This window comes from Exiguobacterium sp. s142 (assembly GCF_018618455.1).
Classification (GTDB): domain Bacteria; phylum Bacillota; class Bacilli; order Exiguobacteriales; family Exiguobacteriaceae; genus Exiguobacterium; species Exiguobacterium aurantiacum_A.
In genome coordinates this window covers 20,653-42,028 of record NZ_JACSMB010000014.1, presented here as the reverse complement: position 1 = coordinate 42,028, position 21,376 = coordinate 20,653, and the positions used below count along the sequence as shown (strand labels likewise).

At 51.9% G+C, this 21,376-nt stretch carries 31 protein-coding genes; 6 read left to right on the top strand and 25 right to left on the bottom strand.

Going from position 1 to position 21,376, the window contains the following annotated elements; all coding sequences use genetic code 11:
• Positions 1–83: 83 nt before the first annotated feature.
• Complete coding sequence (gene nusB / locus KNP77_RS12080) at positions 84–467, bottom strand: transcription antitermination factor NusB (protein WP_131458862.1); 384 nt, start codon at positions 465–467, stop codon at positions 84–86.
• Between the two features lie 252 nt (positions 468–719).
• On the opposite strand from nusB, the gene KNP77_RS12075 reads away from it, so the two are divergent.
• A complete protein-coding gene (locus KNP77_RS12075; RefSeq protein ID WP_214891001.1) occupies positions 720–1,835 on the top strand; it encodes an RNA-guided endonuclease InsQ/TnpB family protein in 1,116 nt (371 codons plus the stop codon).
• Positions 1,836–2,116: 281 nt separating this feature from the next.
• On the opposite strand, the gene accC is transcribed toward KNP77_RS12075, so the two are convergent.
• From accC to aroQ, 5 genes are all read right to left on the bottom strand, one after another.
• A complete protein-coding gene (gene accC, locus KNP77_RS12070) occupies positions 2,117–3,460 on the bottom strand; it encodes an acetyl-CoA carboxylase biotin carboxylase subunit (protein WP_131463732.1) in 1,344 nt (447 codons plus the stop codon).
• A 7-nt stretch (positions 3,461–3,467) separates the two neighbouring features.
• The gene (gene accB / locus KNP77_RS12065) at positions 3,468–3,914 is read right to left on the bottom strand and encodes an acetyl-CoA carboxylase biotin carboxyl carrier protein (RefSeq protein ID WP_214890999.1); all 447 of its coding nucleotides are present in this window, start codon (positions 3,912–3,914) and stop codon (positions 3,468–3,470) included.
• 114 nt (positions 3,915–4,028) lie between these two features.
• Positions 4,029–4,595 carry an elongation factor P gene (gene efp / locus KNP77_RS12060; RefSeq protein WP_070327053.1) on the bottom strand — a complete coding sequence of 189 codons (567 nt, stop codon included), beginning with the start codon at positions 4,593–4,595 and terminating at the stop codon, positions 4,029–4,031.
• A gap of 30 nt (positions 4,596–4,625) precedes the next feature.
• On the bottom strand, positions 4,626–5,693 hold the full coding sequence (locus KNP77_RS12055) for a M24 family metallopeptidase (protein WP_070327905.1): 1,068 nt from the start codon (positions 5,691–5,693) through the stop codon (positions 4,626–4,628).
• Positions 5,689–6,126: a type II 3-dehydroquinate dehydratase gene (aroQ, locus tag KNP77_RS12050; protein ID WP_070327052.1), complete on the bottom strand. Its 438-nt coding sequence runs from the start codon at positions 6,124–6,126 to the stop codon at positions 5,689–5,691. Before aroQ ends, KNP77_RS12055 begins: the two co-directional genes overlap by 5 nt.
• A gap of 141 nt (positions 6,127–6,267) precedes the next feature.
• Here aroQ and KNP77_RS12045 point away from each other — a divergent pair, with 141 nt between their 5' ends.
• On the top strand, positions 6,268–7,209 hold the full coding sequence (locus tag KNP77_RS12045; RefSeq protein ID WP_071397716.1) for a DUF1385 domain-containing protein: 942 nt from the start codon (positions 6,268–6,270) through the stop codon (positions 7,207–7,209).
• 16 nt (positions 7,210–7,225) lie between these two features.
• The gene (locus KNP77_RS12040) at positions 7,226–7,639 is read left to right on the top strand and encodes an SA1362 family protein (protein ID WP_016510385.1); all 414 of its coding nucleotides are present in this window, start codon (positions 7,226–7,228) and stop codon (positions 7,637–7,639) included.
• Between the two features lie 26 nt (positions 7,640–7,665).
• On the opposite strand, the gene hpt is transcribed toward KNP77_RS12040, so the two are convergent.
• Both hpt and mntR read right to left on the bottom strand, forming a co-directional pair.
• A complete protein-coding gene (gene hpt / locus KNP77_RS12035) occupies positions 7,666–8,193 on the bottom strand; it encodes a hypoxanthine phosphoribosyltransferase (protein WP_070327050.1) in 528 nt (175 codons plus the stop codon).
• 174 nt (positions 8,194–8,367) lie between these two features.
• Positions 8,368–8,796: a transcriptional regulator MntR gene (gene mntR, locus KNP77_RS12030; RefSeq protein ID WP_070327049.1), complete on the bottom strand. Its 429-nt coding sequence runs from the start codon at positions 8,794–8,796 to the stop codon at positions 8,368–8,370.
• 164 nt (positions 8,797–8,960) lie between these two features.
• On the opposite strand from mntR, the gene KNP77_RS12025 reads away from it, so the two are divergent.
• Entirely contained in the window at positions 8,961–9,341 is a 381-nt protein-coding gene (locus KNP77_RS12025) for a rhodanese-like domain-containing protein (protein ID WP_016510373.1), read from the top strand.
• A gap of 59 nt (positions 9,342–9,400) precedes the next feature.
• On the opposite strand, the gene KNP77_RS12020 is transcribed toward KNP77_RS12025, so the two are convergent.
• The 16 genes from KNP77_RS12020 to KNP77_RS11945 all read right to left on the bottom strand — a co-directional run bounded on the left by KNP77_RS12020 (position 9,401) and on the right by KNP77_RS11945 (position 19,817).
• Positions 9,401–9,628, bottom strand: coding sequence for a thioredoxin family protein (locus tag KNP77_RS12020; RefSeq protein WP_035386597.1), 228 nt, complete (start codon positions 9,626–9,628; stop codon positions 9,401–9,403).
• Between the two features lie 13 nt (positions 9,629–9,641).
• Positions 9,642–10,586 (bottom strand): permease, encoded by a 945-nt coding sequence (locus tag KNP77_RS12015; RefSeq protein ID WP_131507196.1) that lies wholly within the window; start codon positions 10,584–10,586, stop codon positions 9,642–9,644.
• Positions 10,579–10,890 carry an ArsR/SmtB family transcription factor gene (locus KNP77_RS12010; RefSeq protein ID WP_251139062.1) on the bottom strand — a complete coding sequence of 104 codons (312 nt, stop codon included), beginning with the start codon at positions 10,888–10,890 and terminating at the stop codon, positions 10,579–10,581. Before KNP77_RS12010 ends, KNP77_RS12015 begins: the two co-directional genes overlap by 8 nt.
• 167 nt (positions 10,891–11,057) lie before the next feature.
• Positions 11,058–12,533, bottom strand: a complete 1,476-nt coding sequence (gene gcvPB, locus KNP77_RS12005; protein ID WP_070327045.1) for an aminomethyl-transferring glycine dehydrogenase subunit GcvPB — start codon at positions 12,531–12,533, stop codon at positions 11,058–11,060.
• Positions 12,533–13,870, bottom strand: a complete 1,338-nt coding sequence (gene gcvPA / locus KNP77_RS12000) for an aminomethyl-transferring glycine dehydrogenase subunit GcvPA (protein ID WP_131464900.1) — start codon at positions 13,868–13,870, stop codon at positions 12,533–12,535. The genes gcvPB and gcvPA overlap by 1 nt, the downstream gene beginning before the upstream one ends.
• Before the next feature lie 25 nt (positions 13,871–13,895).
• The gene (gene gcvT / locus KNP77_RS11995) at positions 13,896–14,969 is read right to left on the bottom strand and encodes a glycine cleavage system aminomethyltransferase GcvT (RefSeq protein WP_070327044.1); all 1,074 of its coding nucleotides are present in this window, start codon (positions 14,967–14,969) and stop codon (positions 13,896–13,898) included.
• Positions 14,970–15,116: 147 nt separating this feature from the next.
• On the bottom strand, positions 15,117–15,455 hold the full coding sequence (locus KNP77_RS11990; RefSeq protein WP_070327043.1) for a hypothetical protein: 339 nt from the start codon (positions 15,453–15,455) through the stop codon (positions 15,117–15,119).
• Positions 15,452–15,937 (bottom strand): shikimate kinase, encoded by a 486-nt coding sequence (locus KNP77_RS11985; RefSeq protein WP_251139061.1) that lies wholly within the window; start codon positions 15,935–15,937, stop codon positions 15,452–15,454. The genes KNP77_RS11990 and KNP77_RS11985 overlap by 4 nt, the downstream gene beginning before the upstream one ends.
• On the bottom strand, positions 15,930–16,166 hold the full coding sequence (locus tag KNP77_RS11980; protein ID WP_214890995.1) for a hypothetical protein: 237 nt from the start codon (positions 16,164–16,166) through the stop codon (positions 15,930–15,932). Before KNP77_RS11980 ends, KNP77_RS11985 begins: the two co-directional genes overlap by 8 nt.
• A gap of 29 nt (positions 16,167–16,195) precedes the next feature.
• Positions 16,196–16,690 (bottom strand): hypothetical protein, encoded by a 495-nt coding sequence (locus KNP77_RS11975; protein ID WP_131504703.1) that lies wholly within the window; start codon positions 16,688–16,690, stop codon positions 16,196–16,198.
• The gene (locus KNP77_RS11970; protein ID WP_070327040.1) at positions 16,626–16,862 is read right to left on the bottom strand and encodes a hypothetical protein; all 237 of its coding nucleotides are present in this window, start codon (positions 16,860–16,862) and stop codon (positions 16,626–16,628) included. The genes KNP77_RS11975 and KNP77_RS11970 overlap by 65 nt, the downstream gene beginning before the upstream one ends.
• A complete protein-coding gene (locus KNP77_RS11965) occupies positions 16,849–17,286 on the bottom strand; it encodes a prepilin-type N-terminal cleavage/methylation domain-containing protein (protein WP_131463744.1) in 438 nt (145 codons plus the stop codon). The genes KNP77_RS11970 and KNP77_RS11965 overlap by 14 nt, the downstream gene beginning before the upstream one ends.
• Positions 17,283–17,606, bottom strand: a complete 324-nt coding sequence (locus tag KNP77_RS11960) for a prepilin-type N-terminal cleavage/methylation domain-containing protein (protein ID WP_083273936.1) — start codon at positions 17,604–17,606, stop codon at positions 17,283–17,285. The genes KNP77_RS11965 and KNP77_RS11960 overlap by 4 nt, the downstream gene beginning before the upstream one ends.
• Before the next feature lie 14 nt (positions 17,607–17,620).
• On the bottom strand, positions 17,621–18,598 hold the full coding sequence (locus KNP77_RS11955; protein ID WP_214890993.1) for a type II secretion system F family protein: 978 nt from the start codon (positions 18,596–18,598) through the stop codon (positions 17,621–17,623).
• Positions 18,568–19,386, bottom strand: a complete 819-nt coding sequence (locus KNP77_RS11950; RefSeq protein ID WP_236633685.1) for an ATPase, T2SS/T4P/T4SS family — start codon at positions 19,384–19,386, stop codon at positions 18,568–18,570. The genes KNP77_RS11955 and KNP77_RS11950 overlap by 31 nt, the downstream gene beginning before the upstream one ends.
• Positions 19,387–19,445: 59 nt before the next feature.
• The gene (locus KNP77_RS11945) at positions 19,446–19,817 is read right to left on the bottom strand and encodes a Spx/MgsR family RNA polymerase-binding regulatory protein (RefSeq protein WP_016510368.1); all 372 of its coding nucleotides are present in this window, start codon (positions 19,815–19,817) and stop codon (positions 19,446–19,448) included.
• Positions 19,818–20,082: 265 nt separating this feature from the next.
• Between KNP77_RS11945 and KNP77_RS11940 the strand changes: the two genes are divergently transcribed.
• Entirely contained in the window at positions 20,083–20,346 is a 264-nt protein-coding gene (locus KNP77_RS11940) for a DUF2626 domain-containing protein (protein WP_070327035.1), read from the top strand.
• Positions 20,347–20,385: 39 nt separating this feature from the next.
• On the opposite strand, the gene KNP77_RS11935 is transcribed toward KNP77_RS11940, so the two are convergent.
• Positions 20,386–21,006, bottom strand: a complete 621-nt coding sequence (locus tag KNP77_RS11935; RefSeq protein WP_070327034.1) for an MBL fold metallo-hydrolase — start codon at positions 21,004–21,006, stop codon at positions 20,386–20,388.
• 157 nt (positions 21,007–21,163) lie between these two features.
• Between KNP77_RS11935 and KNP77_RS11930 the strand changes: the two genes are divergently transcribed.
• Complete coding sequence (locus KNP77_RS11930) at positions 21,164–21,343, top strand: DUF2759 domain-containing protein (RefSeq protein WP_070327033.1); 180 nt, start codon at positions 21,164–21,166, stop codon at positions 21,341–21,343.
• The last annotated feature ends 33 nt before the right edge of the window (positions 21,344–21,376 follow it).

Below are 21,376 nucleotides of genomic sequence, written 5' to 3'. Positions count from 1 at the left end.
CTCATCCCCCATTGTCTTAGGTTTCTCTGTAGTTGGTGTGGTGTCTTCTCTATTTGTTTAACAGACCGTGTGCTTGTCTTCGCTTACGCTTTAATGATGTTACCGAGCACGCCGTTGACGAGCTTGGCCGCTTCTTCATCGGCGAACGATTTGGCGAGTTCGACCGCCTCGTTGATCGTGACTTTGTCCGGAATCGTCTCGACGTAGAGCAACTCGTACGTCGCCATGCGGAGAATCGTCCGCTCGACATTTCCGAGACGGTCGAGTCTCCAGTTTTTCAAGTTTTCGATGAGCAATTCGTCAATCTCATCTTTTTTCTCCAACGTTCCAACGACGAGTTGTTCGTAGAATGGATCAGAGTCCATGCCATCAAGGGCAAATTCGATAGCCTCGTCTACCTCAAGTTTTGATACTTCGATTTGAAAAAGCGTTTGAATCGCTTTTTCCCGTGCTTCATGACGTTTCATTCAGATACTCTCCTTTTGCTTGCTTTCATCTTTAATCGGCAAGGATACCCCTACTTCAATCGTGCTCCGGGCACAGCCCGACGATAAGTGGGGGAGAAATTGCCGCCGGGACTGAATCACGCATGTCCGTTTTGGCAGACAACGTCGCTATCGATACCGGCCTCATCTCTTGCCCATCCTCTCCGGTTGTTCGTTTGTAAACTGTTCTCTACGGGAAAAAAATATTATCTCTAGTGAAAGGCGGTGAACCCAATGTCCACCATCACTGCGAAGGTCCAACTCTTCGTCCCACCCCCTCAAGCGGCTATCCTGAGGGCAACGATGGACGCATACCGGTCGGCTTGTGACTGGCTGTCGGGACACGTCTTCGAGACGAGGGACCTGAACCTTGCCATCCTCAACGATTCGCACTACGCAGAGCTCCGGAAACGGTTCGGCTTGAAGAGCCAGATGGCCCAGTCGGTCATGAAGACGGTGATCGCTAGGTACAAGTCGGCGAAGTCGAACGGGCACGCGTGGTCCCTTATCGAGTTCAAGCGCCCCGAATACGACCTCGTCTGGAACCGCGACTACTCGCTCACCCGGGACCGGTTCAGCGTGAACACGCTGGACGGTCGGATCAAGCTGGACTATGCGCGTAAGGGCATGAGGCAGTACTTCAACGGGACGTGGCGGTTCGGCACAGCCAAACTGGTGCACAAACACGAGAAATGGTTCCTACACATCCCCGTGACGAAGGCGTTCCCCGAACTCGACGACGCTTGCGTCACAAACATCGTCGGTGTGGACCTCGGCATCAACTTCCTGGCGGTCACGTACGACAGCCAGGGCGAGACCACCTTCTACGACGGAAGAATGGTGAAGCACAAGCGAGGCACGTTTAAAGCCACCCGCGAACAGCTCCAACGACGGCAGACCCCATCGGCCCGCAAGCGGCTGAGACAGCTCGGCTCGAGAGAAAACCGTTATGTGACCGATGTGAACCATCAGGTCACGAAGGCACTCGTCGACCGATACCCGAGGGGCACGCTGTTCGTGTTGGAGGACCTGACCGGCATCCATGCCGCCACAGAAAAGGTGCGGGCGAGAAACCGCTACGTCTCCGTGTCGTGGGCGTTCTACCAGTTCCGTCGCATGCTCGAGTACAAGGCCGCACTGAACGGTCAGAAGGTGATCGTCGTCGACCCGAGACACACCTCCCAGACCTGTCCGACATGCGGGCACACCGAGAAGGCGAACCGGGACAAGAAGCTGCACACGTTCCAATGCAAGAACTGCCGGTACCGATCGAATGATGACCGCGTCGGCGCGATGAACCTGCATCGGAAAGGCATCGAACACATCGGTACAGGTGCCACGGGAGCATGACCCCCATGGAAGGGGCGAGGTCAACCGTCCCGATGTTCCGCCACGCGAAGGTAGGAGGCGCATGAGCGCCGTCCGCACTACCGGGCAGGAACGAGCGTAACCGTACTCTACGAGGGTAGAGGCGCCGTCGAGTCCTCGATGGACGCAAGCCCCCACCTCAAACGGACCGTCAAGGCGTTAAGTGGCGGGTTGTTGACTGTGATAGTTTAGCATAAAGCACTCACAAATTCAGTACAAAAAACGAGGAAGACCGAAATAATGTTCGGGCTTCCTCGTTCGACTCATTTCGTCAGTATCATTTCTTTTTCGACAAATTTCGTGTCGAACGCACCGTTGCGAAAATGTTCGTGCGCCATAACTTGTTGATGGAACGGGATCGTCGTATGAATGCCCGATACTGTGAACTCGTCAAGGGCACGAAGCATCTTCGCGATCGCTTCTTCACGCGTCGGGGCGTGGACGATCAACTTCGCCACCATCGAGTCATAAAACGGCGGGATGACGGCGCCTGCGAACAGGCCGCTGTCGACCCGTACCCCCATTCCTCCTGGAACGATATATTGATCGATCTTGCCGGCCATCGGACGGAAGTCGGTGAACGGGTCTTCGGCGTTAATGCGGCATTCGATCGAATGACCGCTAAAGACGATATCGGCCTGTGAGATGGCGAGCGGATGCCCGAGCGCGACTTCAAGTTGCGCTTGGACGAGATCAAAGCCGGTGATCATCTCCGTGACCGGATGCTCGACTTGGATTCGCGTGTTCATTTCCATAAAGTAAAACTCGTTCGATTCAGGGACGTAAATAAATTCGATCGTCCCAGCGCTCGAGTATTGGATCGCTTTCGCCGCTTTGACGGCCGCTTCTCCCATCGCTTGACGCGTCGCCTCGTCGATCGCAGGCGACGGGGCCTCCTCGATCAGTTTCTGCATCCGGCGTTGGATCGTGCAGTCCCGTTCTCCTAAATGAATGACGTTCCCATACTGGTCAGCGAGCACTTGCACCTCGACGTGACGGAACGATTCGATATATTTCTCTAAATAGACGTCGCCGTTCCCAAAAGCTTGTTTCGCTTCTTTACGGGTCGCGACGAGTCCTTTGATGAGCTCTTCTTCGTCGAAAGCGACACGAATCCCGCGTCCGCCGCCTCCGGCCGTCGCCTTGATGATGACCGGATAACCGATTTCTCGAGCGAGTTCAATCGCCTCATCATCCGTCACGACACCGCTCGATCCCGGGACGACGGGAACACCTGACTCGATCATCGTCCGTTTCGCTTCGTCTTTAATGCCCATCTTCCGAATCGCATAGCTGCTCGGACCGACGAACTGGATCCCGCACGCTTCACTCATCTCGGCGAACTCGGCATTTTCTGCCAAAAATCCATAGCCAGGATGGATCATCGTCGCATCGACCGCACAAGCGACCGACAAGATGTTCGGGATATTCAAATAAGAGTCTTTCGACGGGTTCGGCCCGATACAATACGCCTCGTCCGCGAGACGAACGTGCAACGACTCACGATCTGCCTCCGAAAAGACGGCGACTGTCGGGATATTCATTTCTTTGGCTGCCCGAATAATTCGTACCGCGATCTCGCCGCGGTTTGCAATGAGTAATTTCATAGCACCCTCACTTCACGCTAAAGAGCGCTTGGCCATATTCGACTAGATCGCCGTCGGCGACGAGGATTTCAACGACTTCCCCGCTGATTTCGGCCTCGACATCGTTGAACAGTTTCATCGCTTCTAATATACAGACGACCTGACCCGTCTCGACACGGTCGCCTACTTTGACGTACGAGTCTTTATCCGGGGCCGGGCGTGAATAAAACGTTCCGACCATCGGTGATGTGATGGTACGTAAGTTGCTCACTTCCGCTTGAGGCGCTTCGCTCTCTTCTACGGCTGGTGCAGATAACGGAGCAGTACTCGGTTGAGCAAGCGGTGTGCTCGTGACGATTTGCTGCGCCGTTTCTTTTTTTAATGACAGTTTGAACTCGGACGTCTCAAGCTCCATCTCATGGATAGACGTCTGGTCGAGCAGTTCAATCAGCTCTTTAATATGATCGATTTGCATGAAATAAACCCCCTATTTATACCTGGTACTAATCTCTACTCTACTATAACTGGTCAGACCAGTGAATGCAACGACAAAAAAAGTGCCCATTCGTTTGAATGGACACTGCTCGTATTACCCGTTATAACGTCCCATGAAGTCGCCGGTACGTGTGTCGACCGTCACTTTTTCACCTGGCTCGATGAAGAGCGGGACTTGAATGATATGGCCAGTTTCGACCGTAGCGTTCTTTTTGACGTTCGACGCCGTATCCCCTTTAACACCTGGGTCAGCTTCTGTGATCGTCAAGACGACCGTCGTCGGAAGTTCGATCCCGAGGATCTCACCGTTATAATCAGCGATGCTCACTTCCATGTTCTCGAGCATGAACGGAAGCGCCGCTTTCACTTGCTCGCCCGTCAATTCGAGCTGCTCATACGACTCCGTATCCATGAAGACGTACGTGTCGCCCATCGGATACAAATACTGCATTTTTTTACGTTCGATGTGAGCGCGTTCGACCCGCTCGCCGCCCCGGAACGTCGTCTCTTGAATCGCGCCAGAACGTAAGTTGCGCATTTTCGTACGAACGAACGCTGCGCCTTTACCTGGTTTGACGTGTTGGAACTCGATGACTTGCCAAATCGAACCATCTGATGTTTTGACTGTTAACCCTGTCTTTAAATCGTTTACTGATACCATAGTGATTTCCTCCTAAAAATGAGCTGAGACTCAAGCCTCGATCGTGATTAACTCTTTTGGCGACTGCGTGAGACGGACATTTCCATCCTTCGTGATGACGACATCATCCTCGATACGGCAGCCACCGATGCCGGCGATGTAGATCCCAGGCTCGATTGTGACGACCATCCCAGGTTCGAGCACCGTGTCAGACCGGAACGACAACCCTGGCGCCTCATGTACTTCCATTCCGAGTCCGTGACCGGTTGAGTGGCCGAAGTACTCGCCGTACCCGGCTTCTTTGATGACGTCACGCGTCAACGCGTCAGCCTCGATGCCAGTGATACCGGCCCGAGTCCCTTCCACGCCTGCCAGTTGGGCACGCAACACCGTGTCATAAATCTCGCGCAATTTGTCTGAGATCTCGCCGACTGCGAGCGTACGCGTAATATCCGAACAGTACCCTTTGTAGTACGCTCCGAAGTCGAGCGTCACGAGTTCACCGGCTTCGATGACTTTGTCACTGGCCACACCGTGCGGCAATGCCGAACGATGACCAGAAGCGACGATCATATCGAATGAAGACGAATCCGCACCTTGGCCGCGCATGAACATCTCCAACTCATTGGCGACTTCTTTCTCAGTGCGTCCCGGGCGAATGAACGTCTGGATGTGGGCAAACGCCGCATCAGCAATCGCCGCAGCTTCCTTCATTATCTTAATCTCTGCCTCGTCCTTAATCAAGCGCAGCTTTTCCACGATCCCTGACGTCTCGACCAGTTCAGCCGCTACCTCTTTTTCATACGTCCGATACGTCCCGACCGTCATGTCATCTTGTTCGATTCCGAGACGCTTCACCCCTTCTCGGCTCGCGATGTCAGACACCGACTTGATGAGCGATGTTTCGAGCTCGATGATGTCATAACCGGTTACTTGGCTAGCTGCCTGCTCGGTATAGCGGAAGTCCGTGATGAAACTCGCCGCCTTCGCTGTGATCAAAATGACCCCACTCGACCCGGTAAACCCAGACAAGTAACGAATGTTCTCTCGTTTCGTCACGAGCAATCCATCGATCCCGTTCATTTCTAACTGAGCTTGTAGCTTGTTGACGCGTTCAATCATGTCGATTCCTCCAATGTTCGATGAGTGCATGCAACGCGAGCGTATAGCTCGTCAATCCGAAGCCACTGATGACGCCGAGGCAGACACCGGCAAGTTTCGATTCGTGACGAAACGACTCACGGGCATGCACGTTCGAGATATGTACTTCGACGACCGGGGCTGAAATAGCGGCAATCGCGTCCCGCAATGCAATCGACGTATGCGTATACGCCCCGGCGTTCAAGATGACGCCCGCGTAATCATACGCCTCATGCAGCGCATCGATCAGCTCACCTTCATGATTGGACTGGATGAACGTGAGACGAACATCTCCCGGTGCTTCGAGCAACAGTTCTGCCGTCAAGCCTTTCAGCGAGACATCCCCGTACACATCCGGTTCCCGTCTACCTAGCAAGTTCAAATTCGGTCCGTTCAAGACAAGTATATGCACAAGCCTTCCCCCTCATTCGTCAAGTCTTTCTTATTGTAACAAATTTATGCGAAGAGCGATAATCGCGTCACCTGAGGTTTCGTTTTTCGATCGAATCACGTTATAATTCAACTATATACTTGTCAGAATCGAGGAGAACCTATGAAAAATAAAAAGTTGATCCCCGTCGGCGGTCAAGCACTCGTCGAAGGCGTCATGTTCCAAGGACGCACCGAGAGCGCCTCGGCCATCCGGCGTAAAGACGGATCGATCGAGACGTTCAAACAGCCTCGACTCCTCGTCCCGTGGGTCCAATCGTTGAAAAAAGTCCCGTTCCTTCGCGGCATCGTCGCTTTATACGAGTCGTTAAAGAACGGATCGGCCCACATGAACTTCGCGAGCGATCGCTATGACGTCGACCCGAGCGAAGACGTCACGGAGAAGCCAGAGCAGAAGCAAAACATCCTCATGGTCATCATGATCGCCATCGTCGGTGTCATTTCTTACATCTTCGGCAAATTGATCTTCAACGTCACCCCGGCGCTCCTTGCCGCTATGTTCCAAAACGTGCCCGCACTGTCCGGTCACGTGATTCAAAACCTGCTCGAAGGGGGAATTAAACTAGTATTACTGCTCAGCTACCTATACTTGATTTCATTGACCCCGCTCATCAGACGCGTCTTCCAATATCATGGCGCCGAGCATAAAGTTATCAACTGCTACGAATCCGGACGACCGATCACCGTTGATAACGTCCGTTCAAGCTCACGCCTCCACTATCGGTGTGGTTCAAGCTTCATCCTGTTCACCGTTTTTGTCGGCATCGGCGTCTATATGGTCGTCCCGATCGACCCACTTTGGGTCCGGCTCGTCAGCCGGATCGCGCTGTTGCCGGTCGTCATCGGCATCTCGTTCGAGGTGCTGCAATTCACCAATCGCTTCCGGGAGCATCGGTTTTTATCCGTGCTCGGTAAACCAGGACTTTCATTGCAACTATTAACGACGCGCGAACCGAACGACGAACAGATCCGCGTCGCCATCGAAGCGTTCGAGACGTGGGAACGTTCCGAACTCGGTCAACCGGACGTCCAAAGAGAGGGATAAAGAGGAGGAAAACACCATGATCAGACAAAGAATCGGCTCGACCGCGGCGACCATCGTGTTCATTTTAGGATTCATCGGAGTCGGACATATGTTAGCGACCGACCCTGGTCGATTGTTCAGACAGCTACTCTTCATCGGTATTTTCGGGTTAATCTTTTACGTGATTTACCGGGTCTTCATGGCTCCTAAAATTTCGGCCGAGGACGTGCGTTACCGGAAGACCGCGCAAGCGTCGAAAAAACGGATGGCGCGACCGGGCAATAGCCCCAAAGTCAAACCTTCCGCAGCGGCCGCTAAGAAAAAGAACACCAAACCAGGCTCGAACGTGACCAAACTATCGAAGCGCACGAGCGTCCATCGCAGCGACGCCCCTCACCTGACCGTCATCGAAGGGAAAAAGGGCAAGAAGAAAAAGAAAGCGAACATGTAAAAGGAGCGCCTCGAGAGGCGCTCCTTTTAGTCTGTCTCGACAAATCCGATATACGGTAAGTTGCGGTATTGTTCCGCGTAGTCGATGCCGTACCCGATGACGAACTCATCTGGAATCTCGAATCCGACATAATCCGCGTCAAGTTGGACGAGGCGACGAGCCGGTTTATCGAGCAACGTGCAAATTTTCAATTCTCCCGGTTGATGCAACTTCATATGCTGACACAAAAACTTGAGCGTTTGGCCGGTATCGATGATGTCCTCGATAATGACGACATATTTCCCTTCGACGTCGAGGTCGAGGTCTTTCCGAAGTTGGACGTTACCGCTCGAGACCGACTTTTTCCCGTAAGACGAAGTCGCGACCGTGTCCAGTTGGACGCTCCCTTTCATCTGTCGCATCAAATCAGCGGCGAACACGAGTGACCCTTTTAACACGGGGACGAGGACGATCGGCGTCCCGGCCGCATCACGTTCGATCTGTTCCGCGAGTTCAGCGACGCGCTGTTTAATCTGTGCTTCATCAAATAACTTCCCTTTGATTTGAATGTTCATTTGTCGGCGATTGTTCGCCGTCACCCCCTCGTTTATCTATCCAGCAACCATTCTATCATACAATCACCCTAAAAATAGACTTTAATTCAATAAAACGATGTTAATGTTCGGCTTTCGCTTCGAATGCCTAAAAAAAGACCACCATCCGATTCAACAATCGGATCGCGGTCGATTTCACTCATCCCGTGTCATATTCAGTTCTTGAAACTGTCGAAACTGCTCCATCAGCTCAGGTTTGTCTTCGAAGAATTCGACGAATTGGGTCATGCAGTCGAGCGTGTTCGAGCTCAAATGATGTTCGATGCCTTCAACATCCTCATAGACGTGCGCTTCATCGACCCCGATCAGCCGTAGGAACGACTCGAGCATCGTATGCCGCTCGACGAGCCGCTTGCCGATTTTCTGCCCTTTATTCGTCAACATCAGGCCTCTGTATTTTTCATATACCAAATAACCTTCCCGGTCTAACTTTTGCACCATTTTCGTGACTGAGGAGGGATGCACCCCTAAATGTTCGGCGATATCAGATACACGAGCGTATCCTTTCTCGACCATCAGTAAGTAGATTCGTTCTAAGTAGTCTTCCATACTCGGTGTCGGCATGGGCGTAGCCTCCCCTTATGTTCCGTTCTCCAGTCTCCATTTTAGCGTAACCCGTGTAAAACCGAAAGCAGAACGGGCAAATCGTCTAGTCAATCATTGTCTCATGACCTTAAATTCTTTATAATGAATGTTGGTGAAACTTAATAGAGAAAGGGAGAACATCAATGGGAATCGAAACAATCCTCGTCATCATCCTCTGGGCTGCGCTCATCGCATATATCGTCTGGCGCTTCATGCCGGCTCGTGGTTTGAAAAAAATGAAACAAGAAGAATTTCGCGCTTCGCTCCGCAAAGGACAATTGATCGACGTCCGTGAACCGAACGAGTACAAGGGAGGCCACATCATCGGGGCCCGTAATATCCCGGTCGGCCAGATGAAACTTCGGATGAAAGAGCTACGGAAAGATCAACCGATCCTCATGTACTGCCAAGGCAAGTCACGTACGAACCAGGCGGCCAAACTGCTCATGAAAAATGGCTACACCGACATCTATATGCTTGAAGGCGGATTTAAAAACTGGAAAGGGAAAGTCAAAAAAGACTGACCCTCACAAATAAGCGTTGCTCCAACATTCGTTGGGGCAACGCTTATTTGATTGAACGTTCAAAAGAATTTAGCGATCGATTTCGGTGTTAAAACTTTCCCTACCGATTTGATTTCCTCATTGACGACAAGGCCAGGCGTGCTCATAATTCCATATGACATAATTTGCTCGATGTCCGTCACTTTTTCAACCGTCGCCGTCTTCCCAGTTAATCGTAGCGCTTCTACGACATTTTGCTCCAGCGTTTTGCAATTGCGACACCCGGTCCCTAAAATTTTTATGTTCATGTTCGACTCCTCCTCATAGTATAAAGTTGAATAAGTAACCAATTACCGTGATCCCTAACGTCACAATGACGAAGAAAATGATGACGAGCTCTTTCTTCAACACTCGGCTCAACAATAGACCTTCAGGTACAGACAAAGCGACGGTCGACATCATGAACGCAAGAGCCGTTCCGATCGCCATTCCTTTCCCTACGAGCACCTCGATGACTGGCAACGTCCCGATTGCATTGGAATAGAGCGGAACCCCGATCAACGTTCCAACGATTGGGCCATACCAGTTATCTCCCCCTGCGACACGCATAATGAACTCGGCCGGGATGAACCCGTGAAACCCTGCCGCGATCGCAATCCCAATCAGTAAATAAGGTCCCACTTTTTTCACGGTCTCATAGACGCTATTGAGCGCTGTCACTAAACGATCTGCTTGTGATAATTCAATCGTGACCGCGACTTGTTGACTTTTGATTTGATATACGTAGTCTTGCACATACTTTTCAAGATGTAACTTTTCAATTAGCAGGCCAGCGAACAACGCGACCATCACTCCTGCAAATACATATAAGAACGCGATCTTCCAACCGAACATTGAGATGAGAAGGACGATAGAAATTTCATTCACAATCGGTGACGTGATGAGAAACGTGAACGTCATCCCGAGCGGAATACCCGCTTCCACGAACCCGATGAAAAAGGGGATCGTCGAGCAGGAACAGTATGGTGACAAGACGCCTAGACCAGCGGCACCAATATATCCGCCAACTTTCCGCTTGCCACTCAAATAGTCGCGAACTTTTTCTACAGGGAAATAACTGCGAATATATCCGATCACAAAAATCATAATGCTCATCAGCACGGTTATCTTCACGACGTCCATCACGAAAAATTGTACAGCTTCACCGAAACGGCCACTTAGATCAAGGACGTCGTATGCGATAAAGTCTCCAATCCGATCAAACATGTTCACCCACTTCTTTCTCTATCAATTGGAAAACAGTGTTCCGTCCCAAGCGTGTCGAGCGAATGACTTCACCACGCTCTAGCAAACGGAGGTGATGTGTCAACGTAGAGTTCGGCATCTCGAGCGCGCTCGACAGTTCACATAAGCACATCGGGGCTATGCCTAACAGGCGGACGATCTTTAACCGAGTTGGATCAGCCAGTCCTTTATGGAAGGCGGCTTGTCGCTCGAGCTCTCTCTCATCAAATTGACAGATACGTAAGGATTCGCGAAGTTCTTCGTCTGTTTTCAAAGTCCATTCCATCTTCATCACCTCCTCTTATATAACTAGTTTGCTAGTTATATAGTTTCAAGTCCACACACTTGTTCAATTATTCACATTTAAGACATTTTTTAGTTCATACAATCGTCACAACCCCTCATCTTGGCACAAATCAAAAACCCGCTCGCGAATTGCGAGCGGGTTTTGGCTTAGTTGATTGACGATGGTTGGCGTCGCTCATACTTCAATACCGGCTTACGGGCAGCGAGCGTCTCGTCGAGTCGTTTGACGACCGTCGTGTGCGGCGCCGTCTGAACGATCTCCGGATTCTCTTCTGCCTCTTTGACGATTTGGAGCATCGCGTCACAGAACGCGTCGAGCGTCTCTTTCGATTCCGTCTCGGTCGGCTCGATCATGATGCACTCCTCGACGTTGAGCGGGAAGTAGATCGTCGGCGGATGGTATCCGAAGTCGAGCAATCGTTTGGCGATGTCGAGCGTACGCACACCGAGTGCTTTTTGACGTTTACCCGACAAGACGAATTCGTGCTTGCAGTACGTGTCGTACGGCACATCGAACGCGTCCTTCAAACGGGCGAACATGTAGTTGGCGTTCAACACTGCTTCGCGCGAGACACGCGTCAGCCCTTCGGCGCCCATCGTCTTAATGTAGCTGTAGGCGCGTACGTTGATGCCGAAGTTTCCATAGAACGGTTTGATGCGTCCGATCGACTGTGGGCGATCGTAATCGAGCGTAAAGCCTGAGTCCGCTCTTTTTACGATCGGTGTCGGCAAGTACGGGATCAAGTCACGCTTGACGCCGACTGGTCCCGAGCCCGGGCCGCCGCCGCCGTGCGGCCCTGTGAACGTCTTGTGCAAGTTCAAGTGGACGACGTCAAAGCCCATATCACCAGGACGGGCGATCCCTAGAATCGCGTTCGAGTTGGCCCCGTCGTAGTACAGTTTACCGCCTGCCTCATGGACGACTTTGGCAATTTCAAGGATGTCCGCCTCGAACAAACCGAGCGTGTTCGGGTTCGTGAGCATGAGCGCTGCCGTGTCGTCCCCAACTTTCGCCTTTAAGTCAGCGAGGTCGACAAGTCCCCGCTCATCCGATTTGACCGTGACCGTCTCGAATCCGGCGACGACGGCCGAGGCCGGGTTTGTCCCGTGCGCCGAGTCCGGGACGAGTACTTTCGTCCGATTCATATCGCCGTTATGCTGGTGGAACGCTTTGATCAACATGAGTCCGGTCCATTCCCCGTGGGCACCGGCTGCCGGTTGGAGCGTCACTTCGTCCATCCCTGTGATTTCAGCGAGCTGGTCTTGAAGGTCGACCATCATCTCGAGCGCCCCTTGCACCGATTCGATCGGTTGGAGCGGGTGGATGTGGGCGAACCCAGGCAGACGTGCCATATCTTCGTTCACTTTCGGGTTGTATTTCATCGTACATGATCCAAGCGGATAGAAGCCGGAATCGACACCGTGGTTCCGCGTCGATAGCGACGTATAGTGACGAACGACATCTAGTTCCGACACTTCCGGCAGTTCGGCCGCCTCTTGACGAATCATCGACGCCGGTAACAGCGCCTCGATATCAACTTCTGGCACGGTCGGTGTCGGCAAGTTATAACCGGTCCGTCCGGCACGTGACACTTCAAAAATGAGCGTTTGTTCGTGTTGCATCAGTTCGTCCCCCCAACCACTTCAATAAATCCGTCAATCTCTTCTTTCGTGCGCAGTTCGGTCGCACATAGCAACATCTGTGTTTGACGATCAGCATCATACGTTCCGAGCGGCAATCCACCGATGATGCCATTGTCAAGCAAGCGGCGTGACACGGTTTCGGCATCGGTACCGAAATCGACGACGAACTCGTTGAACATCGGTCCTTCGTCGATGATCGGGTAACCGGCCGACTTCAGTGCTTCTTTCATATAGTGGGCCGTTTGAATGTTGCGGACGGCCATGTCACGAATCCCATATTTCCCGAGCGCGGACATCGTGATCGAGGCGGCGAGCGCATTGAGCGCCTGGTTCGAGCAGATGTTCGATGTCGCTTTATCGCGGCGGATATGCTGTTCCCGTGCCTGTAGCGTCAAGACGAAGCCGCGTTTCCCGTCCTCGTCGACCGTCTGACCGACGAGACGACCCGGCAGTTTACGCATGAGCGCCTTTTTGACGGCGAAGTAGCCACACGATGGACCACCGAAACTTTGTGGGATCCCGAACGGTTGGGCATCGCCGACCGTGATATCGGCCCCGAGCGCACCAGGAGACTCTAAAATACCGAGTGCGAGCGGGTTGCTCGATACGACAAAGAGCGCACCGGCATCATGGGCCGCTTTCGCGAGCGTCGCCAAGTCCTCGACGCGACCGTAGAAGTTCGGGTACTGAACGACGAGACACGAGGCGTCCGTCAAATCGACGTCCGTCAAATCCGTCACGCCGGCCGCAACATGCGTATATTCAACTGAAAGTCCCGGTCCATCCGCGTATGTGCGGATGACGTCTTTCGCTTCCGGGTGAACAGCACCGGAGACGATGACACGTTTCTTCTTCGTATGAGCGCTCGCGAGGTAAGTCGCTTCCGCGAGTGCGGTAATGCCGTCATACATCGACGAGTTGGCGACGTCCATCCCCGTCAGTTCACAAATCATCGTCTGGAACTCGAACATCGCTTGCAGTTCACCTTGTGAAATTTCAGGTTGATACGGCGTATACGCCGTGTAAAACTCAGAACGGAGCAACATATGGTTCATGACGCTTGGCGACAAGTGGTCGTACATGCCGGCTCCTAGAAAACTCGGATGTGATTTCGTGTGAAGGTTCTTCTCGGCAAGCTTCGTCATGTGGCGGACAAGATCGACTTCTGGGAGCGGAGCGCCGATGGCAGATAACGATGCCGTCTCCCGGAGCGTGGCCGGGATATCTTCAAGCAAATCTTCGATCGATTCGACACCGATCGTCTGGAGCATATCGCGTTCGTCTTGCTCGGTCATCGGTAAATAACGAAATTCCATTCTGTTCATTCTGAATCCCCCTGTATCATTTACGTTTATAGAACGGTGTCGGCACACGTTCGGCTTCTATTTGTTTGCCCCGAACTTCGACGATGAAGTTTGATTGTTCGACAAACCGGCGATCGATCCGGGCCCAAGCGATCGATTCGTTAACGGTCGGCGGCATCGTTCCCGTCGTGACGACGCCGATCGTCTCGCCGTCAAACAAGACGGGCGCACCTTGTCGGGCAATCCCGCGGCCGAGTAGCTTCAAGCCGATCAAACGGCGCGGAATATCTTCTTTTTGTTTGACGAGGGCATCTTTCCCGACGAAGTCGGTATCGAGCTTGACCGCAAAGTTCAAGTTGGCCTCGAACGGCGTCACCGTCTCGTCTAACTCATGCCCGTACAGCGGCAGACAAGCTTCAAAACGGAGCGTGTCACGTGAACCGAGCCCGCACGGCGTCACTTGTTCTGCTTCGAGCGCAGTCCAAATCTTCGCGACATCTTCGGCCCGGGCGTATACTTCGAACCCATCCTCACCTGTATAGCCACTCCGCGAGACGATTGCTGGCACACCGGCAACGTCGCCGCTCAAAAACCGGAAGAACTTGATCTCATGTAGCGGTAAGTCCGTGATTCGTCCGAGTACTGTTTCTGCAATCGGACCTTGGATCGCGATTTGACCATACGCATCCGATTCATCGGTCACAGTGACGTCCCCTGATACGTATCGACGGACGTGGGCCACGTCTTTTTCAATATTCGAGGCGTTGACGACGAGCCAATACGCGTCTTCATCGAGCCGATAGACGAGCAGGTCGTCGACGACCCCGCCGTCAGGTAAACAAAACAAGTTGTATTGCGCTTGCCCGATATTCAGCTTCGAGACGTCATTCGTCACAAGACGTTGGACGTTTTCGAACGCGTCCGGACCTTCAATCCGAATTTCCCCCATGTGCGATACATCGAACATGCCAACCCGCTCCCGAACCGCTTGATGCTCTTCTTTGATTGACGAGAACATGATGGGCATCTCAAACCCCGCAAAATCCACCATCTTCGCCTTCGTAGAAATCAGGTCGTACAAAGGCGTACGTTTCAACGTTAACTTCTCCATAATATCCCCCAATCCCGAACGTAAGTAATCCATTTGATGAAATATTTCGTTTTCTATTCCACTCTATCAATTTTTTGACGCGCTGCCTAGCAAAAATGGGCAAAAATAAAGAGGATTGAAAACGAAAACGTTTTCATCCTCATTATTTCATATTTCAGTCTCAGTGGAAACGCCTGAACGATCGATTCCGGCGGTCCGCTTAATTTCCTTCGTAAGGCCGACCGTTGCCTGTTTCAGTTCGAGCGATTCGTCTTTCACTTTAACCGAATAAGCCTTCATTTGCTTCACCGATGCGTTGACCGTGTCGATGTGCTGTTTGATCTCACCGACCAAGCCTTGAATCACATTCATTCGAATCGTAAACCGTTCCGTCAACCGTTTCACACGGCGCAGATCGGTCTTCATTTTGTTCCGATACAATAAAAACCCGTATCCACCTAGCCCGACGAGTGCGAGCACGATAATACCAAGATTAATCCAAATCATCTGTCTTCCTCCTTCAACCGATCTAGTTCACAAGCAATCGCTTCCGAGCTCAATGAGGCGTCGATTGTCACATCGGCGTAAGCGTAAAGCGGACACCTGCGCTCGTATAGCGCCTCGACGCTCCTTTTACCAAGTTGCACGAGCGGGCGGTCCGAGTCTTTAATGCGCCCCCAACACAGTTCGAACGGCAACTCAAGGGCAACGATGCGCCCATGCCGCCGCATCCATTCGATATTTTCTGAGCGCTCGACGATTCCGCCACCTGTCACGATATAGTCCGCATGAACGTTTCGAAGCATCGCCGTCTCTTCGGCCCGAAACGCACTCTCACCGTGTCGGGCGAAATAAGCAGGTAAACCCATCCCAAGATGCCGTTCGAGCGCTTCATCCAAATCGATGACATGATTCGATTTTTCAAGATATCGTTTTAAGCTTGATTTACCTGTACCCATAAACCCGATGATGTAAAACGGTCTAGTCATCGAAATAAATCACCTCTTTATGCTTTTCTCCCGTCTTCAACCGGATCTCGACCTCCGTCGTACCTGGCCCGAGCGGTCGGCAGAAAATCGTACCGGTCGGTTTGACGATGATCTCTGCTTCTGTCTGGCACGAATGTTTGGCGACCATGAGATGGGATTCGAAGCGAATCGCCAAAATTTCGAGCGTCAGACGTTCCGTGCTTCGTTCGATATCAGTATACCAAAACAAAGCTGCAGCTAATAGCCACGTCAAGAGGACTAACGTAGAGATGACGAAGAACCCGAGCGCATGCACATCACGGACTTCTCCCGCGGGCCGATCGAGTCGGTCCACTGAATCCGGTAGCCGTTTCCTAACGGTTCGACGCGATAACCATCGATTCCTCTTATAAATAACAAGTTCCCTCCCTCTTCGCCTACCATGACTAAGTTCCGATTGATCTGCTTGAGCGTCCACGTCCACGTCGTCTCATCGGGTCGAACGTACGTACCGACGAGTCTACCTTCTTGCACCTGACAGTCACGACTGTCGAACAGTTTGCGGACGATGAGTTGTGGTGTCGTGTTCACTTGACCGCGCGGTTGTTCGTAAAACGCCTCCCCGAGCGCTAAAAAGTGGACGAGCAGCCCGATGAACAAGGGGAGCAACAATAATGTGAACGTCATCTCGAGCAACGTGAAGCCACCCTCAGAGTGTCGGCAGACATATGTCTTGTTCACAAATTTCGACTTCACCGCTTGGATCGGCCGCATCGAGCAACACCTCCCCTTGAAGCCGTTCATAAGTCCGAACCGTCGCCTCGAGACGCTCCACCCGCTCCGTACCCGCCGTAACGAACGGCGCAATCACACCGACCCATCCGAGCAGGAGGGCTAGACTTAAACAAACTTCCCAAAACGTGACGCCTTGCTCATCCTCCCCCACTACGGATCACCTCCGGCTCATACGTGCCCATCCTGAACTTCAACGTGACCGCGACTTGGCCCGTGTAAAATTTCCACTGCCCGGCATACGTCGCCGCCGACTTTGAAAAGACGATTTCGTTTGTTGTCGGCAGGCTCATCTCGACACCGTCGGGAACGACGCCTGAAGTGATCGACGTCGTCCCGCACGTGATGTGATACCGCCGTTCTTTCATGTACCATCTCAAGCGCGGGACACATTTTTCGTCGGCGGCCACATACGGATACTGGCCGACCTCGGCGATGTCTTGGACGAGCGCCTCCGTGAAGTCGATGAGCGCGAGCCGGTCCATCGAACGGACGGTAGGCGTCGCCACTAAAAGGAGTAGCGACAGGACGACGAGTACCCAAGCCATCTCGACGAGCGTATAGCCGTCTTGTCTCATTTCAGCGCCAACGCACCTGTGCTCGGCGTGTACGTGTACGTCATCGACTGACAGCTATATTCGAGCGGGTTCTCGGTCGAAGCACGTTTGATGACGGCGAGTGATTCTGGATACGCCTTATGTTCCGCATAGTATAAATTGATTTCAGATTCGACAATCCGTACGCTCCCTTCACAGCTGACGCTATCCGCCCGTGACTTCCCGTCCGACATAGACGGGACGAGTAGCAGCAACAAGACCGAGATGATCAGTAACACTGCCGCCATTTCAACGAGTGTGAATCCTTGCTCTGCCTGACAGTCTGATTTGAGTTTTGCCACGATAATTCTCCTCCTCATAGTTGGGCCATAATTAGTTTGACCGGCAAATAAATCGTATAGAACATCATCGTCACCATGATGGTCAAGAAACCGTACAAAAGCGGCTCCGTCTTGGCGATCAGTTGCTTCCAATACAGTTCCATCTCTTCAAAGATCAAGTCTCGATGTAACGCCATAATCAATCCGAGGTCTCCACTCACCGTCCCGACCCCGAACAAGCTGACGACTTCATGATCGAGCAGACGTTCCTCTCGGGCCGCCGCCTCCAACTCGATCCCACCAGACATCCGGTCATGGATGCGCCGGGCGATTTGCGCCACTTCCCCGTCCCCGTGAGAGAGACGCTCGATGACGTGACGAACCGAAATTTGCCCTTCACTCAGTAAGGACAGTTCGCTGACAAACAAATACGTGATATACAGTCGTCTTCCCCGCTCGACGAATCGGATCGGGACGGACCGGCCTCGCTTCACGACCCAATAGCCCCAGCCACCTGTCAAAACGAGCGCGACGAACAAGCCCGGGAAAAAACTTCGTGACAAGAGGATGGCGCTGATTCCGTCTAAATCGTCGACCTGCACCATCGAGAGCAATTTCGGAAAGATGTACAGCGCATAAATGGCACCAAGCCCTAAAAGCATCGTCAAGATGACGAGCGGATACCTCGCCAGTTGTTTTAACTCTTGCTGCAGGCCTCGACGCATCATCGATAAGGCAAGCACTTGTTCTAGACCTTCAATGAAATGATGTCCCCGTTCCGCCGTGACGAGCATGTCTCGCATGCGGGCATCCGTGACGAGTTCTGAGAATACGTCGGCGAGTGCCAGACCACTCTCGAGCTTTTGCCGCATCGCACGAATCAGTTGTTTTTGCTTCCCCCGCTCATGCAACTCGAGCGTCTCGAACGTCTTTTTCAACCCGACCCCTCGTGCTTGCAGTCGCAGGAAGCGCCGGATCGTGTTCAGCTCCCTACTGGAACGGACATCGACCATGAGCAAGTCACCTCCTCTCTCCGCTGCAACACACACCAATGGCGCGGCACCTCTACTTTGCCGATCAACTGTTCGAGACGGCGTTCACCGTCTTCGATACTCGCCGTATGAAACGTCGCGATCGTCAAATGTCCGCTCAGTGCCGCATCATGCGCGACAAGCAGTTCTTCACTCGTCCGCACCTCCCCGACAACGATGATATCCGGGTCGGCTCGCAACGTTTCTTTCAACAAACGTCTATGATCCAGTCCTGCCAATACATTCACCTCGAGCTGGATCACACCCGTCAATTGCTGTTCGGGAGGGTTTTCGATCGTCACGATCCGGTGGTTCTTCAAACTTTCAAGAAAAGCATAGAGGACTGTCGTTTTTCCGGCCCCCGTCGCGCCACCGATTAAAAACAAGCCGTGCCGCAGCTCAGCCATGCCTTGAAAACGCAACACATCTACTTCAGATAACAACTCTTGAAGTTGGAACGAGACGTTCGGCAGACGCCATGACATGAGCACATCAGTAAATGACGGCAAAAACGTGACCCTGATCATTTCTTCGTTTCGATCATATATCCCGGATTGCGGAACCCGATGATCCGTTTCAGCGAGCGAACACCAATATTTCATATGTAATGTGAGCCGTTCGTAGTCTGGACGTGGTATCGTCTCAAGCTTTGTGATCGACGTCCCGTGACGCGCCTGTGCGATAACGGCGTCTTTGCCTGGCATGAAATGGACATCGCTCGCCTCGAGCCGTCGCGCCGCTTTAATCAATCGATCAATCACCAGTTTCATTGTCCCCACCTCATAAATGAGCATAAAAAAAAGCCCACTCTTAGGAAAGTGGACTTGTCTTATGAAACGTTTACCGAAGTCAAATCATGGCGGCGGGCATACGTCTCGATTGATGCCTTGTCGTAGCCGACAATGACTTCTTTACCGTCTGTCAAAATCGGGCGTTTCAACAGCTTCGGATTTTCGCTCATCAACTTCAGCAATTCGCTCAGTTTCAATTCATCGACGTCAACGTTGAGCTGTTTGAACGCTTGACTTCTCGTTGCTAAGAGTGAATCGACTCCGTCTTCGCTAAGTGCAAGTAGCGTCAAGAGTTCGTCTACCGTCGGAGCGTCTCGGAAAATATGGCGTTCGTTCACATCAAGTTGTTGCTCTTGTAAAAACGCTTTCGTTTTTCGACACGACGTACAGCTTGGATACGTATAAAACATAAGTTCACTTGCCACTTTCAGCGCCTCCTTTTATTTGACAACCTGTTCCGTTCAATGTTTGTAAGTTGATTATACAACCTATTCCGCTTTTTGTACATAGTTTGTACAACCTTTTTTGAATTTTTGTACAACTTTATATAACATATCGATTTCACATATTTTTCACGATTATTTTGCTCAATTCACACGTTTTCATAGCATTTTTCTGAATGTGTTGGTAAAATAGTGAATGAGAATGGAATAATGTACGTATGGGGGGATTAACATGGCGAGAATGTTCCGTGTCCTAGGCTTTTGGACTGGGTTGATCGCGGCGCTGGCTTTCGTGGGCGCACTCGGTGGAGATCAAAGCAGTAGCGAACATACTGGTGACTTCGTCGTAATGGGTCTTGTCTTTTTAGCTCAAACAATTTTCTTTGTCGCACTAGGCTACTTGAAACTGACTGAAAAAACGTATGTATACGTGTTCGGCGCTTACTTGACTGTTTTCTTCGTCGTCTTCACGTATTGGAGTAACTTCCAAATGTAAAAAAAGATTGTCTCTCGTTGAGACAATCTTTTTTTATGTTCACCGTTCAAAAAATGGATTTGAACGAATTTCAGCTTCGAGTGTCGTCTTCGGTCCGTGACCTGAATAGAGCACCGTCTCGGCCGGCAATAATTGACGCATCCGATCGATCGATCCGAGGAGCGTCGATTGGTCGCCGCCGAATAGATCGGTCCGGCCGACCGATTGTTTGAAGATCAAGTCCCCGCAAAAGGCAACACGTTCGCTCGGGATGTGCAAGGTGACACTCCCCGGTGAATGACCCGGCGTGTGATGCAACTCGATTGTAAACGCACCAATCTCTAGCTTCTTACCTTGATAAGTTCGTTCGGCCGGTCGCATCGATGAGTGGGGCAGATGGAACTTTGCCGCCCCGTTCTTTTCACCGTCGGCGAGCCATGACCGCTCGGCTTCATGAACATAGACCGGCACCGGATAGCGATCGCGCAGCGCATCGATGCCGCCGATATGGTCAAAGTGGGCATGCGTCAACAAAATGGCGTTCAATCCGCCGAAACGTTCCACCGCCTCAAAGAATTTCGGGTCGTCCGTGCCCGGGTCGACGATAACGACCGTTCCGTCTTGTTCGAGCACGTATCCGTTCTCTTGGGCAAGGCCCGATGTGATTTTTACAATATTCATCTAGAACACCTCCACAACCATTCTAAACGATATTGTGGCAAAATTGTAGCGGTGGCAACCTTTGCTCGACAGCGTGTGTTATTTCGGATAAAATAATAGTGATATTTCAGTGAAATTTTTATGAATTTCATGACGTATAATAAAGGGGGAACTCGTCATGCATTTGTATGAGCCATTTGGATGGATTTCACTCATCGTAGCACTCGTTGCACTTTGGGGGATGGCCCGTTCATTCAAAAAACGCCAATTCTTTCCACTTGCGTTTGCCGGAATCACCGCGCTCGTCTTTGGATTCTTTGGCGTCGCAACATTGATTTTCGGTGGAATCCCAGGTTAATGTTGACTTACCACGAAGACGACTGCGGTCGTC

Excerpts from the sequence above, each read along its gene's own strand:
- nusB (WP_131458862.1), bottom strand. The coding sequence starts at position 467 with ATGAAACGTCATGAAGCACGGGAAAAAGCGATTCAAACGCTTTTTCAA.
- KNP77_RS12075 (WP_214891001.1), top strand. The coding sequence starts at position 720 with ATGTCCACCATCACTGCGAAGGTCCAACTCTTCGTCCCACCCCCTCAA.
- accC (WP_131463732.1), bottom strand. The coding sequence starts at position 3,460 with ATGAAATTACTCATTGCAAACCGCGGCGAGATCGCGGTACGAATTATT.
- accB (WP_214890999.1), bottom strand. The coding sequence starts at position 3,914 with ATGCAAATCGATCATATTAAAGAGCTGATTGAACTGCTCGACCAGACG.
- efp (WP_070327053.1), bottom strand. The coding sequence starts at position 4,595 with ATGGTATCAGTAAACGATTTAAAGACAGGGTTAACAGTCAAAACATCA.
- KNP77_RS12045 (WP_071397716.1), top strand. The coding sequence starts at position 6,268 with ATGAAAAATAAAAAGTTGATCCCCGTCGGCGGTCAAGCACTCGTCGAA.
- KNP77_RS12040 (WP_016510385.1), top strand. The coding sequence starts at position 7,226 with ATGATCAGACAAAGAATCGGCTCGACCGCGGCGACCATCGTGTTCATT.
- hpt (WP_070327050.1), bottom strand. The coding sequence starts at position 8,193 with ATGAACATTCAAATCAAAGGGAAGTTATTTGATGAAGCACAGATTAAA.
- mntR (WP_070327049.1), bottom strand. The coding sequence starts at position 8,796 with ATGCCGACACCGAGTATGGAAGACTACTTAGAACGAATCTACTTACTG.
- KNP77_RS12025 (WP_016510373.1), top strand. The coding sequence starts at position 8,961 with ATGGGAATCGAAACAATCCTCGTCATCATCCTCTGGGCTGCGCTCATC.
- KNP77_RS12020 (WP_035386597.1), bottom strand. The coding sequence starts at position 9,628 with ATGAACATAAAAATTTTAGGGACCGGGTGTCGCAATTGCAAAACGCTG.
- KNP77_RS12015 (WP_131507196.1), bottom strand. The coding sequence starts at position 10,586 with ATGTTTGATCGGATTGGAGACTTTATCGCATACGACGTCCTTGATCTA.
- KNP77_RS12010 (WP_251139062.1), bottom strand. The coding sequence starts at position 10,890 with ATGGAATGGACTTTGAAAACAGACGAAGAACTTCGCGAATCCTTACGT.
- gcvPB (WP_070327045.1), bottom strand. The coding sequence starts at position 12,533 with ATGCAACACGAACAAACGCTCATTTTTGAAGTGTCACGTGCCGGACGG.
- gcvPA (WP_131464900.1), bottom strand. The coding sequence starts at position 13,870 with ATGGAATTTCGTTATTTACCGATGACCGAGCAAGACGAACGCGATATG.
- gcvT (WP_070327044.1), bottom strand. The coding sequence starts at position 14,969 with ATGGAGAAGTTAACGTTGAAACGTACGCCTTTGTACGACCTGATTTCT.
- KNP77_RS11990 (WP_070327043.1), bottom strand. The coding sequence starts at position 15,455 with ATGATTTGGATTAATCTTGGTATTATCGTGCTCGCACTCGTCGGGCTA.
- KNP77_RS11985 (WP_251139061.1), bottom strand. The coding sequence starts at position 15,937 with ATGACTAGACCGTTTTACATCATCGGGTTTATGGGTACAGGTAAATCA.
- KNP77_RS11975 (WP_131504703.1), bottom strand. The coding sequence starts at position 16,690 with ATGCGGCCGATCCAAGCGGTGAAGTCGAAATTTGTGAACAAGACATAT.
- KNP77_RS11965 (WP_131463744.1), bottom strand. The coding sequence starts at position 17,286 with ATGAGACAAGACGGCTATACGCTCGTCGAGATGGCTTGGGTACTCGTC.
- KNP77_RS11955 (WP_214890993.1), bottom strand. The coding sequence starts at position 18,598 with ATGGTCGATGTCCGTTCCAGTAGGGAGCTGAACACGATCCGGCGCTTC.
- KNP77_RS11950 (WP_236633685.1), bottom strand. The coding sequence starts at position 19,386 with ATGAAACTGGTGATTGATCGATTGATTAAAGCGGCGCGACGGCTCGAG.
- KNP77_RS11945 (WP_016510368.1), bottom strand. The coding sequence starts at position 19,817 with ATGTTTTATACGTATCCAAGCTGTACGTCGTGTCGAAAAACGAAAGCG.
- KNP77_RS11940 (WP_070327035.1), top strand. The coding sequence starts at position 20,083 with ATGGCGAGAATGTTCCGTGTCCTAGGCTTTTGGACTGGGTTGATCGCG.
- KNP77_RS11935 (WP_070327034.1), bottom strand. The coding sequence starts at position 21,006 with ATGAATATTGTAAAAATCACATCGGGCCTTGCCCAAGAGAACGGATAC.
- KNP77_RS11930 (WP_070327033.1), top strand. The coding sequence starts at position 21,164 with ATGCATTTGTATGAGCCATTTGGATGGATTTCACTCATCGTAGCACTC.